Source organism: bacterium, from assembly GCA_036382775.1.
Classification (GTDB): domain Bacteria; phylum Hydrothermota; class Tepidihabitantia; order SM23-42; family JAOAFX01; genus DASVHD01.
The window spans coordinates 39,918-55,863 of sequence record DASVHD010000030.1 but is presented as its reverse complement, the minus strand read 5'-3'; the positions used below and the strand labels follow the sequence as shown (position 1 = coordinate 55,863).

General features: G+C 50.0%; 10 protein-coding genes and 1 tRNA gene. 10 read left to right on the top strand and 1 reads right to left on the bottom strand.

From position 1 onward, the window contains the following. Positions 1-59: 59 nt before the first annotated feature. From VF399_06545 to VF399_06530, 4 genes are all read left to right on the top strand, one after another. Positions 60-1,523, top strand: coding sequence for a T9SS type A sorting domain-containing protein (locus tag VF399_06545; GenBank protein HEX7319993.1), 1,464 nt, complete (start codon positions 60-62; stop codon positions 1,521-1,523). Positions 1,524-1,944: 421 nt separating this feature from the next. Beyond that, positions 1,945-5,253 carry a T9SS type A sorting domain-containing protein gene (locus VF399_06540; GenBank protein HEX7319992.1) on the top strand — a complete coding sequence of 1,103 codons (3,309 nt, stop codon included), beginning with the start codon at positions 1,945-1,947 and terminating at the stop codon, positions 5,251-5,253. A 101-nt stretch (positions 5,254-5,354) separates the two neighbouring features. Beyond that, entirely contained in the window at positions 5,355-7,406 is a 2,052-nt protein-coding gene (locus VF399_06535; protein ID HEX7319991.1) for a PDZ domain-containing protein, read from the top strand. Positions 7,407-7,454: 48 nt separating this feature from the next. Then, complete coding sequence (locus VF399_06530; GenBank protein ID HEX7319990.1) at positions 7,455-8,201, top strand: trypsin-like peptidase domain-containing protein; 747 nt, start codon at positions 7,455-7,457, stop codon at positions 8,199-8,201. A 117-nt stretch (positions 8,202-8,318) separates the two neighbouring features. Here VF399_06530 and VF399_06525 read toward each other — a convergent pair. Beyond that, a tRNA-Cys gene (locus VF399_06525) sits at positions 8,319-8,390 on the bottom strand. A gap of 156 nt (positions 8,391-8,546) precedes the next feature. Here VF399_06525 and murA point away from each other — a divergent pair. From murA to VF399_06495, 6 genes are all read left to right on the top strand, one after another. Further along, entirely contained in the window at positions 8,547-9,809 is a 1,263-nt protein-coding gene (gene murA / locus VF399_06520; protein ID HEX7319989.1) for a UDP-N-acetylglucosamine 1-carboxyvinyltransferase, read from the top strand. Next, the gene (gene ispG / locus VF399_06515; protein HEX7319988.1) at positions 9,806-10,879 is read left to right on the top strand and encodes a flavodoxin-dependent (E)-4-hydroxy-3-methylbut-2-enyl-diphosphate synthase; all 1,074 of its coding nucleotides are present in this window, start codon (positions 9,806-9,808) and stop codon (positions 10,877-10,879) included. Before murA ends, ispG begins: the two co-directional genes overlap by 4 nt. Next, positions 10,860-11,462: a gamma-glutamyl-gamma-aminobutyrate hydrolase family protein gene (locus VF399_06510; protein ID HEX7319987.1), complete on the top strand. Its 603-nt coding sequence runs from the start codon at positions 10,860-10,862 to the stop codon at positions 11,460-11,462. The genes ispG and VF399_06510 overlap by 20 nt, the downstream gene beginning before the upstream one ends. A gap of 28 nt (positions 11,463-11,490) precedes the next feature. Then, complete coding sequence (locus VF399_06505) at positions 11,491-12,711, top strand: Xaa-Pro peptidase family protein (protein HEX7319986.1); 1,221 nt, start codon at positions 11,491-11,493, stop codon at positions 12,709-12,711. 196 nt (positions 12,712-12,907) lie between these two features. Beyond that, positions 12,908-14,686 (top strand): class I SAM-dependent DNA methyltransferase, encoded by a 1,779-nt coding sequence (locus VF399_06500; protein ID HEX7319985.1) that lies wholly within the window; start codon positions 12,908-12,910, stop codon positions 14,684-14,686. Further along, positions 14,673-15,710 (top strand): Fic family protein, encoded by a 1,038-nt coding sequence (locus VF399_06495; protein HEX7319984.1) that lies wholly within the window; start codon positions 14,673-14,675, stop codon positions 15,708-15,710. Before VF399_06500 ends, VF399_06495 begins: the two co-directional genes overlap by 14 nt. Positions 15,711-15,946 lie beyond the last annotated feature (236 nt).

Genomic DNA, 15,946 nt, shown 5'->3' with positions numbered 1-15,946 from the left:
TTTAACGTTTAAACCCTTGACATCAACGGCATGAGTATTATAATAATGTAGAGGCAGTAATGAAAAAAACCAGCAAGTTTTATTTTATTCTTTTAACTTCTTACTTCTTTCTTCCTACTTCTTACTTATATTCCCAAGTCGGCTGGGGACCGGATACGAGGTTGACTTTTGATTATGCCTATAATGCAGACCCAAGGGCGGCTTGCTGCGGTGACACAATTCACTTGGTCTGGTGGAAGAATTTCGTGGATAGCTTATCAGTTATGCACGACGAAGTTTTTTACAAGCGCAGCACGGATGCAGGCGAGACCTGGGGACCGGATGTGTTGTTGAGTGTGGAGGATACGCAGGTTTCTGCATTACCTCAGATTGCAGTTTCCGGAAATCTCATTCATGTCATATGGTTTGAAGATGATTTTGGCTTACTTTACAAGCGAAGTACTGATGGTGGTTCTACCTGGCGTGATATAGACTCAATAATTCCAGGTATGGGTTATTCATCAATTCAAGCAATTGGGGATACAGTTTATATTGCAGGAACAATAGGTTCATTGGGCGTCTTGCGATTTACAAAAAGCTACAATGGCGGCAATAATTGGGAACCAATTCAAACAATCACGCCGGCACATGATTCACCAACTTTAAGAAGCATATTAAACAATGCGTCGGATATTGTCGTTTCCTATGAATACACTCCAGAAATTTATAATGTCCGCAGTTTTGATCATGGTGAGACTTGGTTTGATAGCCAGCTTGTTTCTGAAGGTATTGCGAGCGGTTCTCAAATGCCAGCAATGGATACGGATGATAGTTCTGGTATTCATATCACCTGGTATGACTATAAGTATTCCCCCTATGCCTGGACTGGTGATATTTTCTATCGGGCAAGCAGAGATTCAGGCAATACCTGGGAACCGATTGACTCCTTGACCGTTCTGCATCGGGCCGTGGCATCGGATATTCTTGCGGAAGGGAATAATTTGCATCTAGTCTGGGAGGATGACCGTAATGGTTTTGACAACAATTTTGAGATATATTATCGGATGAGTAGTGATTTGGGGCAGAGTTGGGGGTCTGAGGTAAGACTGACCGATGCGCTTTACAAATCCATCGGTCCTTCGCTTGCCTGCAGCGGTGGTTATTTGCATCTTTTCTGGTCCGATTTGCGCGATTATGGTAATAACCAGCCTTGGATGCTGTACTACAAGCGCAAAGACCTTTCGTGGGGAGTCAGTGAAGTAGGGCAAGTATCTGTACCTTCGAGGATAAAAGTGGAGGTGTACCCGAATCCGTTCAGTCAAGAGCTAAAGATTGGATGCAGGATACAGGATACACGATTCAGGATTGAGGACATGTCAATAAGATTATTTGATGTGAGCGGAAAGGAGGTAGTTAGCAACAGAATAAAATATGAATCAAAGCCGTGTACGATAGACACGAGAGACCTGCCCTGCGGGGTTTATTTTGTTGCAGTGCGGGCAGGCGAGGGATGCGTGGTCAAGAAGGTAATAAAAATCAAGTAAGTGCATAAAAGAAAAATAGGAGGTTGTCATGCGTAGACTATTAGCAGTAATCATGCTCCTGCCGCTTTTTGTTATTGCGGCAGAATGGCAGTCACTCAACGGTCCGCCCGCAGGTCGGGCGGATGATATGAGCATGGGTTAACATGCTGGTCAGTATATCATCTATGCGGCGGATCAGACGCATAAGTTGTACAAGTCAACGAATGAGGGAGAATATTGGGATTCGATTGCCATTGCGGCACACCCTTATGTTACTAATCCCATTTGTGTGATTGCTGATCCAAATAAGGCATGGACTGTTTATATCGGCAAAAACCCTACTGCACCGGACGACCATTGTGTCTGGAAATCAGAGGATGGGGGATTATCTTGGAACTACAGAGATCAAGGCATCACCAACCCCAATCCCCTTTGTTTTGCGATGCACCCGACCAGTCCGGGTATTTTATTTGCCGGTTTCAATCAAGCCGGAGGTACAGCCTGCCTATATAAAACGACCGATGGAGGCATACTCTGGACAGATATTGATCTAACACCATTGAATGAATTGACGGTTTATGATCTTGCAGTTGTTGCTGATATCCCGTATAGCGTTTATGTCGCCGCCGGTGGTGGGACCGCGGATTGTGGTTTTTATCTAAGCACCGATAATGGAAATAGTTTTCAGCGTACGTTGGTAGCCGAAGTCAGGGCTGTGGCGTATGACGGCACTAATCCTTTGCACGTGTGGGAAGGTGAGATTATCAGTGATCGGGCTGGTGTCCGGCAGAGCACAAATGGTGGACTGGCTTGGTCGTTGCCGGTCTTATTGCCTCAGGGCACTTCTATAACTTCGCTGGCAGTTACGGCACCGAACCGCATCTATGCAGCCACTGATTGCGGGGTTTATTTGAGTACGGACGGCGGGCTAAACTGGAGCGCCATGAACAATGGCATTTACATCCGCCAGGGCAAGGTAATCATTGCTAACCCGAGCAACAACCAGATTCTGTATTTTGGGGCCGAGGTGGCGATATACCGGACTTCAGATGGCGGGCAAACCTGGGTGGAGAAAACCAGGGGGATGCACAATGCGTTTACCGTGGGCATAAGTACCAGATCACCCGATGCGATCTATGTCTTGGGCATATCCACCGTGCATAATAGCCCGGATCAGGGTTTGTCCTGGATGACCATTGATAATGGTGCGACCTATGGCAGCCGTTATTACATTGCCGCGGATCCGACGGATGGTCAGCGGGCATTCCATGTGGGTGAGACATTCTATGATATCAACTATGTCCGGCGGACCACCAATGCCGGTCTATCCTGGACTAATCTATTTCAAGGTATTAATGCTACCTATACATCGATCGCGGTTGACCCGGTCAACGGTCAGAATGTCTATCTGGCATTTCGTGATCCATCGCCGACGGTTTACGGGCTGCAAAAGAGCACGGACGGCGGGAACAGCTGGTTTAACATGACACCGGGCAATGACATCGTTTCAATAACTGTCGACAAATGGCAGCCCCAGACCGTATATGCCGGCAGCGGTATCCAGGATGCCCATATCTATAAGACAACCAATGGTGGAACAGACTGGTACACTTATGATCTACCGGCCACGGGTGAATGTATGGTTTTTGACATTTGTTCGAACTCATTAGCGAATAAGGTGTATACTCGTATCAGCGGTCAAAGTGCGCAGATTGGTTTGTATAAAAGCAAAGACGGCGGTGTGACCTGGAGTGCCTGTGGTTTTTTGGGACAAGATATGGCTGCTCTGGTCATGGACTGTAAAGAACCTGAAATCCTCTATACTGGCGGTACGGGCAATCAAGGCCTGACCTATCTGACAGTTGATGGCGGTGCAGTCTGGATTGCAATGACTAACCAGCTGCCATCTGATGTGGCTGATTTAGCGATGGACATTAATCAACCTAATGCAGTTTATGCAGCAACACAATATGGTGTCTATGTCAATAACCCGCAATATCTGAATAAACACCTGACCAGCAGCTCGCCCGAAGCGACCGGCATCAACAACGGCCGGAAAATGCTCTGCGGTACATCCGATATCTGGCTAACCTATGAATCTGGCGGGGTGATCTATGCGGTGCACTCCAGCGACGCGGGCAATACCTGGTCGCGGAAAATGGAGATCGGCCAGGGTTACAATCCGGCGATTGCCGCCAACCCTCATGTTGCAACGCCGCTGCCCGGTATTGTCTGGTGGGTACAGGGGACGCGCGATACGGTTTACTTTTCACGGTATCTCTCGGACGATGACTGGACTGCGCCCTTTCCGATCGCGACGACCGATAACAACTTTGGCCCGCCCTCGTTTGTCATTGGTACCGATGATATGGGCAGGATTGTCTTTAGCCATACGTATGACCAGCGGATTGACTATGCTGAATTCGATGTCTACGATCCGGTTACAGTCTCTAACCCTGAGGATGTTGGTGCCGGAACCAACCCGAGTATCGGGTTCATGATTCCGGCGCGCAACAACCCCGAGATTCATATTACCTGGCAGAACAACAACTGGATCAAATATCGTACCCGGACAATCCAGGGCACTTGGAATCAAGAAGAGACCGTCTACAATAGTTATTCTCAGAACCCCTCGATCGAAGTTGCCGGTACCAATGTCTACTTTGTCTGGAAGATGTCCAGTTCCATCGGCTATCGTTTCACTCGGTACCGTAATAATGGCGTTCATACTTGGTCAGGCATTACCGGCTTCATGTCCGATTATGATTTGAACTATCCGGTGCTTACCGGTGCCAGCGCGATGAGTTGTGTGGCGGACCTGGACGGCAGCAACACCGAGATCTTTTTCTACTACAATCCGGGTTTGAGCTGGCTTGGGCCGTTTAACATGAGCAATACTATCCAGCGGTCCTATTGTCCGCATATCGTGCACCGGCAGACCATTTTCGGCACGGTCGTGCATTTTATCTGGACCGAAAACGACGATCCTGCCTATGACATCCGGTTTGCTAACTACAACATCGGCGGTTATGATTCGGGCGAAGACCTCGCCTTCTATGCTGCCCAGGGCGGCGACACCTTGGCGTCGCCCTTCAATCTAAAACGCGCCGGTTTCCTGCACTTTGGCGCCGAACCCTATAAGCACGTGGATTATGATAACCAGTATCTGGAATACGAGTTCAGTTGTCTGGATCCGGATAAAGACTATGCGCTGGCTGCCCATGCCTATCAGGAAGGGTATACAAGGTTGCTCTTAACACTAAAGATTGACAACATCCAGATCACCGGAATAAACCTGCCGCCGGAAACGCTGATCACTTATAAGGCTATGCTGCCGTACAGTTTTTACGCTGACAGTACGATCAACATCAAGGTTTACGGCAACAAGGCGGTGAGCAGCGCCTTTGTCCTGCACCAGTATGAGAAGGACCAAGGGGAGGGCGGTGGGCCACAAGACATGGGTACAATTGCATTAGGATCAGATAAACCAATGCTGGATCTCCTTTCAAATCCGGTACAGGGTGAATTTACGATCAGGTATCTCATACCCCAAGCAACCAAGGTTAACATATCGCTCTACGATGTGATGGGTAGACTAGCAGGCGTACTGGTCAATGTCGATCATGGACCCGGCATATATAGTAAAAGTTTCAATACAATGAACTTGCCGCAGGGAATTTACTTTGTACGGTTGGTTATTGGCGCAAACAATGATGTCGTCACCAAGAAGGCGGTTTTCTTAAGTAGATAAAAAAGATACTTTTTTACATTAGCAGAAAAGGTTTATTAGATACATAATAGCAGGCATCACGTTGACAAGTAACGGGATTTTACTATAATCAAATCAATCATATGACAACTTCCCAGGCGAATTCAATAAACAAATATCTATTGGTCACGGCAGCATTATTTATCTGCGTCTGCCTGCCCTTGGCGGCCGAGGTGCTGTCCGATTCGGTCCAGCAGTCCATTATGACCGCGATCGAACAGGTGCGCCCGGCATTGGTCAGGATCCACGTGATCAGCGTTGAGGATGAGTCCGGCCGCGAAGTCAAACGCGAAGCGGTCGGCAGCGGCGTGATCGTGACGACCGAGGGGCACGTGATCACGAACCACCACGTGGCCGGACGGGGCACGCGGTTCGTTTGCACGCTGTCCGACAAGACAGAAATCGATGCCGAGCTTGTCGGCAGCGATCCCTTGTCCGATATCTCGGTGATCAAGCTCAAAGATCAGAAACGTTCCGTTTTTGCCAGCGCCCGGTTCGGCGATTCCGACAAACTGGCGGTCGGCGACCCGGTGCTTGCCATGGGCAGCCCACTCGCGTTCTCACAATCGGTGACCATGGGGATCGTGAGCAACACCGAATTGATCATACCCGAATTTCTTAAACCTTACGCCAGTATTACGCTTGAAGGCGAGGACGTCGGTTCCATTGTCCGCTGGATCGGTCATGACGCGGCGATCTTCCCGGGCAATTCCGGCGGTCCATTGGTCAATATGCAGGGCGCGGTGATCGGGATCAACGAGATCAACCTGGGGATCAGCGGCGCCATCCCCGGAAACCTGGCGAAAAAGATCGCCGACGAACTGATCCGCACGGGGAAGATCACCCGGAGCTGGTTCGGTCTTGAAGTCCAGCCGTTGTTCAAATACGGCGGTCGTCAAGAGGGTGTTCTGGTCAGCGGTACGATCAAAGGTTCGCCTGCGGCTCAGGCCGGTTTCATGCCGGGCGATATCCTGACCGCCGTGGACGGGCAAAAAGTGAACGTGCAGTTCGCTGAAGAATTGCCGTTGTTCAACCAGTTAATGATGGACTGTCCGGTCGGCAAGCCGGTCAACTGTGCCGTTTTGCGGAAAAACAAAACGATTACGCTGACCGCCGTGCCGCGCGAACGCGAATATTTTGACCCGCGCTCAGTCGAGCTGAAACAATGGGGGATCATGGCCCGCGATATTTCCACGCTCGCGGCCACGGAAATGAAACGCGCGGACAAAAAAGGCGTGCTCGTGACGTCGGTGCGTCCTGGCGGCCCCTGCGGAGAAGCAAAACCGACGATCACGTACGGCGATATCATATTGGCCGTCAACCAAAGACCGGTGAACGATATCAAGGACTTCAAAGCGGTCACGGACGATATCGTTCAGAAAAAGGAAGAGCCGGTTACGGTCGTGGTCCTTTTCGAACGGGGCACTGAACAATGCCTGGCCGCGGTCAAGATCGGCGTATCAAGCTCGCCCGAGCAGGGACAGGAGCTGCAAAAACCCTGGCTCGCAGTGGCTTCGCAGGTATTTACCAAAGAATTGGCGAGGGCGCTGGACCTGGCGCCGTACCAGGGTGTCCGGATCACCCAGGTCTATTCCAACCACGCGGCCGATAAGGCCGGTCTCGTGACCGGCGATATCATCATCGCGATCGACGGCAAGACCGTGGAGGCATCGGAACCCAGCGATGTCGAAGTGCTGGCAACGATGCTGCGCCGGTACGATATCGGCGCGGTCGTCAAGCTGACGGTTCTGCATGGCGGTGACGAGCGAACGATCACCTGCCGGCTTGAACCAACGCCCCGGCTGCCGCGTGAAATGAAAAAATACCGCGATGATAATTTTGAACTGACGGTCAGGGACATTGCATTTGAGGACCGCATCGCGCAAAAATTGGATGAAGATCAACCCGGAGTACTGATCGATGATATCAGCTCCGGCAGCTGGGCAGCGCTTTCCAGCCTCATGACCGGGGATCTTATCACGGGGATCGACCAGCAGCCAGTGGCCGATGTCGGTGATTTTGAAAAGACCATGAACACGATCGCAAGGGCGCAGCCAAAGAGTGTTGCGTTCAACGTGATCAGGGGGATCCACCGTCTGTTCGTGGAACTGGAACCGAGCTGGGAAGAGAAATGATCGTTAATGTTGACGGTGGAGATGGTATTTGAAGATCGGGGAGGAAAAATGACAGGTGAGCGCAAAATGGCAGCGATCCGCCCGTTGATCGTGATCCTTTTTACCATGGCTGCTGCCTGGTGCGGTGATACGGACAGCCTGGCCCGCGCCATTGTGGAGCAGTGGCAGGTATCAGTGGTGACGGTCAAAATAGTGAGCGAACAGTACGAATACGAAAGCAAGGCCGAGGCGTTCGGCACCATCGTTGATTCATCCGGGATCGTAGTGCTGTCCCTTGCCAGGGCTGATCCCGGCAGCGCTGGCATGTGGGATGCCGGCGCGGACCGGAAAATAAAAGATATCAAGATAATGATGGCTGACGGTTCCGAGATCGCAGCCGAGATCCTGTTGCGGGACATTGATCTGGATCTCTTGTTCATTCGCCCGGTCGATAAGAAAGGTGGCCCCTTTCCGGCGGTCAGGTTGTCCAACAGCAGCACGCCGGAGATCCTGGATGAGATCTTGATCATATCGCGCCTGGGCGAAACGGCCGGATATGTTCCCCTCGCCGCGCTGAGCCGGATCCATGCGATCATAAAGAAACCCAGGATCCTCTATGTTTCCGATATTATTAACGTTTTCAGCGGGCTCGGCACGCCGGCGTTCACTCTTGACGGCAAGGTGGTGGGCATTCTCCTGGTCCGGGTCGCCAAGTCAGAGAGTGTGAGTGCGGATATGTTCGCGGAATTCGGCGGCATGATGCCTGTTATTGTGCCGGCGGAAGAGATCCAGAGTGTGGTAAAAAAAATTAAATAAATCCTGTTAGAGAAGGTCAACCTCCAACGGGAATGCACGACAGTGGTGTTGAACCGCTGTCTGCTATATCCGTAAAAAACCGCCGATTATAATCGGCGGTTTTCTCTAACGGGATAAAGGCGGCAGCCGGATTCGCACCGGCGAATAGCGGTTTTGCAGACCGCCGCCTTGCTGCTTGGCTATGCCGCCCGTGTTTTTTGCTTTTTTTTATTTTTTACTACCGACTACTTACTACTTACTGTCTTCTGCCGTATATACTACATACTGCCTTGTACGTTGTCAATATCGCTGTTATTGTGTTTTATGTCAACTTGACATTTGTATATTGGTAATTATAATCACGTTATGGACCGGTTTGTCATAGAGGGCGGGAAAAAGCTTAAAGGTGAAGTAACGATCTCCGGCGCCAAGAATTCAGCCCTGCCGATCATCGCGGCGGCGCTGTTGACCGACACGCCGGTCATCCTTGAAAATATCCCCGATGTGGTCGACGTCCACACTATGGTTAAGCTTATCAAGCATCACGGCGCAAAGGTTTCGTTCGAAAAAAACACCCTGACCATCCACACGCCCCGGATCAAGAATATCGAAGCGCCCTATGATATCGTGCGGAAAATGCGCGCTTCCTACTATGTTCTGGGATCGCTGGTCGGCCGGGAAAAAGCTGCGCGGGTCTCCCTGCCTGGCGGCTGCGCGATCGGACCGCGGCCAATCGACCTGCATATCAAAGGTCTCAAAGCGCTGGGCGTTGAGATCAACATCGACGAAGGCTATGTCAATGCGCGGGCCGGACATATCGCGGGCGATGACATAAACCTGCTGGGCGCTAAGGGAACATCGGTGGGCGCAACGATAAATACCATGCTCGCGGCGGTCCAGGCCAGCGGCCGGACCCGGATAATTTCTGCCGCGTGCGAGCCCGAGGTCGTTGACGTGGCCAATTTCCTATCCATCCTGGGCGCTGATATCCAGGGTGCGGGTTCGTCGGTCATCGTGATCAATGGACCGCGCAGCCTGGGGGGCGCGACCTACCGCATTATCCCCGACCGAATCGAGGCCGGTACCTTTGCGGTGGCGGCCGCGATCACGAAAGGCGACGTGGTGATCGCCGGGGTCTTGCCCCAGGATATGATCGCCGTCCTTGACAAGCTCGAGGAGATCGGAGCGGTCATTGTCAGGGAACCTGATCGCGTTGAAGTGCGGGGCGCACAGAATTTATTATCGACGGCGGTGTATGTCGCTCCTTTCCCCGGATTCCCGACCGATATGCAGGCGCAGTTCATGGCGCTGCTGTCCGTCGCTTCCGGCACGAGCACGGTAAAGGAGACTATTTTTGAGAATCGCTTTATGCAGGCCATGGAATTGTCACGCATGGGCGCCGATATCAAGATCGATGGAGACACCGCTGTGATCCGGGGTGTCAAGAGATTGTCCGGGGCATCGGTAATGGCATCTGATCTGCGCGCCTCGGCATGCCTGGTTCTGGCCGGCCTGGCCGCACGGGGCAAGACCGTAGTGCGCCGGATATATCACCTGGACCGCGGCTACGATAGGTTCGAAAAGAAATTGCGTTTTCTCGGCGCGCGCATCCGGCGAATAAAAGAATGAAAACAAAGTTCAAGCGCAGTAAGCAAAAAAAGGTCGTAAGTATCGGCAGCGTGAAGATCGGCGGCAATTACCCGGTCGCGGTCCAGTCGATGACCAGGACCAAGACCAGGGATACCAGACGCACGATCGCGCAGATAAAGCGTCTTGCTGCTGCGGGGTGCGAGATCGCGCGGTGCGCGGTGGTGAATGCCGACGATGCCGGGGCTTTGCGGCAGATAAAGAAAGCGGTCGGGATCCCGGTGGTGGCGGATGTCCATTTCGATTACCGGCTGGCGCTGGCCGCGCTCGATGCCGGGGTCGATAAGGTCCGTATTAACCCGGGGAACATCGGCGAGACATGGAAGCTTGAGGAAGTGATAAAAAAAGCGCGCGACCTCGGCGTGGCTATCAGGATCGGGATCAACGCCGGATCATTGCCCGTAAAGGTACTGGCCCGGCACCGGCACCCGACCCCGCGAGCGATGATCGACACCCTGAACGCGAGCCTGGAGATCTTTGCCAGGAACAAGTTCGATCGGATCGTTATTTCCGCAAAAGCGGCAAGCGTGCTGGATACGGTCCATGTCTACCAGATCATCGATAAGCGCTGTATTTTCCCTCTGCATATCGGTATTACAGAGGCCGGCCTGCCCTTTGAAGGCGGGATCCGTAGCGGTGTCGGGCTGGGTATCCTTCTCGACCAGGGTATCGGCGATACATTGAGGGTTTCACTCACCGCCAACCCGATTTACGAGGTGGCGGCAGCATACGAAATACTGATGAGCCTGGATCTCAGGCAGATCCGGCCCCTGATCATCAGCTGCCCGACCTGCGGCCGATGCGACGTGGATCTCGTAAAGATCGCTGAAGCGGTCAGCCGGTCGTTGGCTGATTGCCGCGCCCGGATCAAGGTGGCGGTCATGGGATGCGTGGTGAACGGCCCGGGCGAAGCGCGCGAAGCGGATTTTGGTATCGCCTGCGGCAAGGGGATCGGATCGGTGTTCAGAAAAGGCAAAGAGATTAAAAGAGTTCAAGAACGTAATCTGATCAGAAGCCTATTGGAGGTGATCCATGAGAACACTCATTATTGACAACTATATGCCTAACTCACCCCAGATGGAAGCATTATACAAGACAATATGCGGGATAACGGTTCACACGGTCGAGGTAAAGGATTATTCAAGCATAAGCATCGGTGAGGATTTTAAATATTACAACGCGATCGTCCTATCGGGGTCACAGCGCAAACTCGCCGAGGTCGGTAATTTTGATCTTTATACGAACCTTGTCGAGGTTTTGAAGATCTGCGAAAAACCGATCCTGGGCATCTGCTTCGGACACCAGCTTATTTCCATGGCGTTCTACGAGGGTGTGGTTACTTTGAACGAAAAGATCGAAGGTTACTATATGGTTAAGAAAAGCGCCCAGGACGAGCTTTTTGACGGGCTCGACGATAAATTTTTGGTCTATGAGTCGCATCAGGAGATGGTCAGCAACGTGCCGGGTGAATTCATTCCACTCGCGGAATCACCCAATTGCCCGGTGGAGGCGATCAAACACCACGAGAAGATGATCTACGGCGTGCAGTTCCATCCTGAGCGGTTTGATGACAAACACCCGGCCGGGCAGAAGATCCTTGAGAACTTCTTCAAGATCGCGGTGTATTTTCTATGATCGATCAGGCGAAAGGAGAGAAAAAGATATGAAGAAAGATATCGACGCGTTGATGAAAGAGCGAAAGATCGATGCCCTCGTCGCTCAAGGTTCGACCGTCAATGATCCAGTGATGTACTATCTCCTGAACGGTGTCAATGTCAGCGGTACCTATATTAAAAAACGCGGCGAAAAACCGTATCTGGTCCATGGCCCGATGGAGCGGGGAGAAGCGGCAAAGACGGGACTGAAGCTAATCAGCGCTAGCAAGTTCGATATTCAAAAGATATATAACGCATGCCGTGACCGGAAGGAAGCACATGCCGTTTTCACGAGTACCGTGCTCGGTCAATTGAAAGTGAAAGGTAAAGTTGCTTTTTATGGCAATTATCAATTGGGCTCCGGGTTTGATCTCCTGAAAAGATTGACCCACCACTGCCCGAAGATCACCGTGGCGCGCGAACCGGAAAAGAACCTGGCGATCGCAGCCCGCGAAACCAAAGATCCGGATGAAGTCGGTCAAATAAAAAAGGCTGGATTGGGAGTAGGGCGGGCTTTCAATGCGGTCATTGGTGGCGTCAGGAAGATGAAAGTCAGCGGCGATGCGATCATGAAAGAGAAAGGGAAGAAGCTTCTGATCGGCGACCTGCACCGCATGATGAGGGAAGAGCTGTACGGGAACGGGCTGGTGAACACCAGCGGCATGATCATTTCCCAGGGCCGCGATGCCGGTGTCCCGCACAATTCCGGCTGCCTGAGCGAACCAGTCAAGCTCGGCCGGACGATCGTCTTCGATATTTATCCCCAGGGACTGGGCGGCGGCTACTATTTTGATTTCACCAGAACGTTGTGTTTCGGACACGCGAGCGGGAAATACCTTGACATCTATAAGCTCGTCAGCGAAGCTCAGGATATCGCTTATGACCGGATAAGAACGGGCGTCATGACGAAGTCGATCGAGCAGGCGGTCTGCATGTTATTCGAAAGGCAGGGCTATCCGACATTCCTTTCCAAGCCCAAGACCGAGACCGGTTATTGCCATTCCCTGGGCCACGGCGTGGGGCTTAACGTCCATGAGAGCCCGACCTTCGGGCTCGCGAAGACGAACCACGACATGATCCTGCCGGGACAGGTGTTCACGGTGGAACCCGGTCTGTACTATCCGGAAAAGGGGTTTGGCATAAGGCTCGAAGACATCGTTTACATAGACCAGCGCGGTAAACCGGTGAACCTGACCCGGTACCCGCGGAAACTGGTCGTGGAGATGTAAGCCGGTTTTGTCATTGCGAGCGATTATCGTGCGACGCAATCTCAATTTATTAATGAGCTGAGCAGTATAATTTGTAAATCAGTTATAAAAACACACGTAATTTCGTAATATTGTTCGCAAACCCTTGACAACCGCATGAAATTACCTATAATATTCACATAATGAAATATAGCTGTAGGTAAATTTAAGGAGAATTATGAAACTGAAAAAATGGCTTGAGACCAGATATGATATTTTGATACAAAAATTCAGTGATAAGGAGTTTCGATTTGAGGATGCACTTAGTATTCTTGAACAACCACCAACCCAGGATAATAATGAAAAGGTAAATGCGGTATTATCCGAGCTACGCAAGGCTGGACGTCTTGAAACAAAATTTGATCCAAATGACGCACGAAAGAGGATTTATATACTCAAAAGCAAAGAAAAATATATTGCAGAAACATTGGCCATAGATAAATCTCAGCTCACGCGCGGCGATCTGGATGTCTTGCTGAAGAAAGCTGCCGATTTGATACGTACGCGTGTGGATTATACTTTCATTCTTGTACTGCTTTTTTATAAGCGGATTTGCGATAAATGGGGTTTGGAATACGATAAAGCCAAGACTGACGTTTCGAAAGAGGGACTTTCCGAAAAAGAAGCTGAACACGAAGCGCGACAATCCATGTATCATGATTTTGATATTCCTAATGAATACCGATGGGAAGATATCAGGAAAGATCCGGCGCGGATCGCAGAAAAATTTTCAGGTGCGATGAAGCAGCTTGCCGAGCACAATCCCGAATTGCGCGATGTTTTTGAAAATGTCGATTTCGTGCAATTTACCAACAACCGTGAAAATGCGGAAATCCTGCGGCAACTCGTCGAACTGTTCAGCGCACAGTCCCTTCATTACGTATCACCCGATATATTAGGCGATGCCTATGAATGGATCCTGCGGTATTTCGCACCTCAAAAGGCAAAAGAGGGCGAAGTGTACACACCACGTGAGGTGATAAATTTGCTCGTGCAGATTCTTGATCCTCAGCCGGGCGATCGCATCTATGATCCGGCGCTGGGTTCGGCAGGCATGCTCATTATGTCGTACCAGCATATTAAAGAGGAAAAAAGTAAAATAGATGCTGACAAATTATTTTTATTCGGGCAGGAGGCTAATTATAAGACTCTGGCATTGGCAAAGATGAATCTTTATATTCATGATATTCGCAATGCCCGCATTACTTTAGGCGACACGTTGCTATATCCAAAATTCAAGCAGGGAGAAAAGCTTCAGCAATTTAATATTTGCATGGCAAATCCTCCATGGAACCAGGATGGTTATAACGAGGATGTGCTTAAGAAAGGTGAATTTTGGCATGACCGCTTCAGCTATGGTTTTCCAACCAAACAATCAGCGGACTGGGCTTGGATACAGCACATGCTTGCATCAGTCAATGTTGATAGCGGTAGAGTGGGTATTGTGATTGACAATGGCTGTTTGTTCCGTGGCGGCGCTGAGAAAGCAATCAGAAAAGGAGTTATTAATAAAGATCTGCTTGAAACTGTCATTCTACTACCAGAAAAACTATTTTACAATACGGGCGCACCTGGTGCAATATTGATATTCCATAAAAATAAACAGAAAGAAAGAGAAGACAAAATCTTGTTTTTAAACGCAAGTCAGGAATATGAAAAACACCCAGAGATACGAAAACTCAACCATCTGAGTGGGGCGAACCTAGCAAAAATGACGCAGGCATATAAGAATTTCTCTGAAGAAAAAGGCTTTTCGCGAGTCGTGGGAAAAAACGAAATCGAAAAAAACGATTACAATCTCAACGTCACGCTCTATGTCTATCCTGAAGAAGAAATCGAGCAGATAAATATTGCTAAAGAATGGCAAGAACTCAATCGACTGGATGGCGAAATTGTTGAAAACAAGAAAAAGATAGAAGACTACCTTAAGGAGCTCAAATACGATGTTTCAACCTAACTTCACCTATACCCACAATATAGTAAGTCTGCTCTCTAAGATCTCGGCGGCGCGCGAAGTCATCCTGAATTCACCTTTAATCCCGAAATGGGAGGTTGAACTACGGCGCGAGGCTATTATTCGCACTGCACATTCTTCGACTCATATAGAAGGTAACAACTTGAATTTGGAGCAGGTGTCCAAACTTGCACAAGGGCGGACAATCACTGCAACACGAAAAGATAAACAAGAAGTGTTGAATTATTTGGAGGTTCTCCGAAATATTGAAAAAATTGTGGAAGGTGATGCGCTATCAGTTGCCCATATTCTGAGAACGCATAGACAGGTGACAAAGGATACACTTGAACATCCTGAAGATTGTGGGACATTCCGAACTCGATATGTGGTTGTGGGTAACCGCATGACCGGCGAAATCTTTTTTCGACCGCCAAAGAATGAAGAGGTCCCGGGGTTGGTTGAAAACCTAATCGGCTGGCTCAATTCTTCTATTGCGAAAGAGCTTGATCCGGTTATAGAAGCCGGACTTACCCATTATGAATTCGTTAGAATTCACCCGTTTATTGATGGAAACGGCAGGACCGCACGTATTCTTGCTTCGTGGATCCTGTATAAAAGAGGATTTGACACAAAACAGTTCTTCTGCCTTGATGACTATTATGACGCGGACCGCCCGGCGTATTATAAAGCATTACAGAGCGTCAATCAGGTGATGCTTGACACGACGAAGTGGCTGGAGTATTTTGTCGAAGGCGTCCATGTAAGCGTTCAAGCAGTAAAAGAACGAATCGTGCGCCTTAGTAGCGAACGCTTGCGCAAAACCCAAAAGGGTCAGATCGCCCTTACCGAACGGCAGATGCAGATAGTGGAATTTCTTGTTGCGCAAGGTAAAATCACTAATAGAGACATGCAAAAAATGTTCAAAATTTCTCCACAGGCTGTTCATAAGGAAATATTAAAGTTAACAAATCTTAAGGTTGTTAGACCTGTTGGTGAAGGTAGGGGTCTTTATTATGAGCTTATATAAGGTTGATGATTTGGTTGCTGATTTGGTTGATGATTGCAAAACGCCAAAGGGGCGAAACGTGCGGCAAAGGGGCGCTAAATGGGCAGGGATCAGATGTACGATAGACCGGTGTTAAGAATATATGGTTATTGTGAGCAACCATTACGCATTGTCATTGTGAGCGACAGCGAAGCAATCTCAAAATATTTACTGTTCGAGCAGGATCGAGAACTTCCTATTAATCTATTCTCCACTGA

Excerpts from the sequence above, each read along its gene's own strand:
- VF399_06545 (HEX7319993.1), top strand. The coding sequence starts at position 60 with ATGAAAAAAACCAGCAAGTTTTATTTTATTCTTTTAACTTCTTACTTC.
- VF399_06540 (HEX7319992.1), top strand. The coding sequence starts at position 1,945 with ATGCACCCGACCAGTCCGGGTATTTTATTTGCCGGTTTCAATCAAGCC.
- VF399_06535 (HEX7319991.1), top strand. The coding sequence starts at position 5,355 with ATGACAACTTCCCAGGCGAATTCAATAAACAAATATCTATTGGTCACG.
- VF399_06530 (HEX7319990.1), top strand. The coding sequence starts at position 7,455 with ATGACAGGTGAGCGCAAAATGGCAGCGATCCGCCCGTTGATCGTGATC.
- murA (HEX7319989.1), top strand. The coding sequence starts at position 8,547 with ATGGACCGGTTTGTCATAGAGGGCGGGAAAAAGCTTAAAGGTGAAGTA.
- ispG (HEX7319988.1), top strand. The coding sequence starts at position 9,806 with ATGAAAACAAAGTTCAAGCGCAGTAAGCAAAAAAAGGTCGTAAGTATC.
- VF399_06510 (HEX7319987.1), top strand. The coding sequence starts at position 10,860 with ATGAGAACACTCATTATTGACAACTATATGCCTAACTCACCCCAGATG.
- VF399_06505 (HEX7319986.1), top strand. The coding sequence starts at position 11,491 with ATGAAGAAAGATATCGACGCGTTGATGAAAGAGCGAAAGATCGATGCC.
- VF399_06500 (HEX7319985.1), top strand. The coding sequence starts at position 12,908 with ATGAAACTGAAAAAATGGCTTGAGACCAGATATGATATTTTGATACAA.
- VF399_06495 (HEX7319984.1), top strand. The coding sequence starts at position 14,673 with ATGTTTCAACCTAACTTCACCTATACCCACAATATAGTAAGTCTGCTC.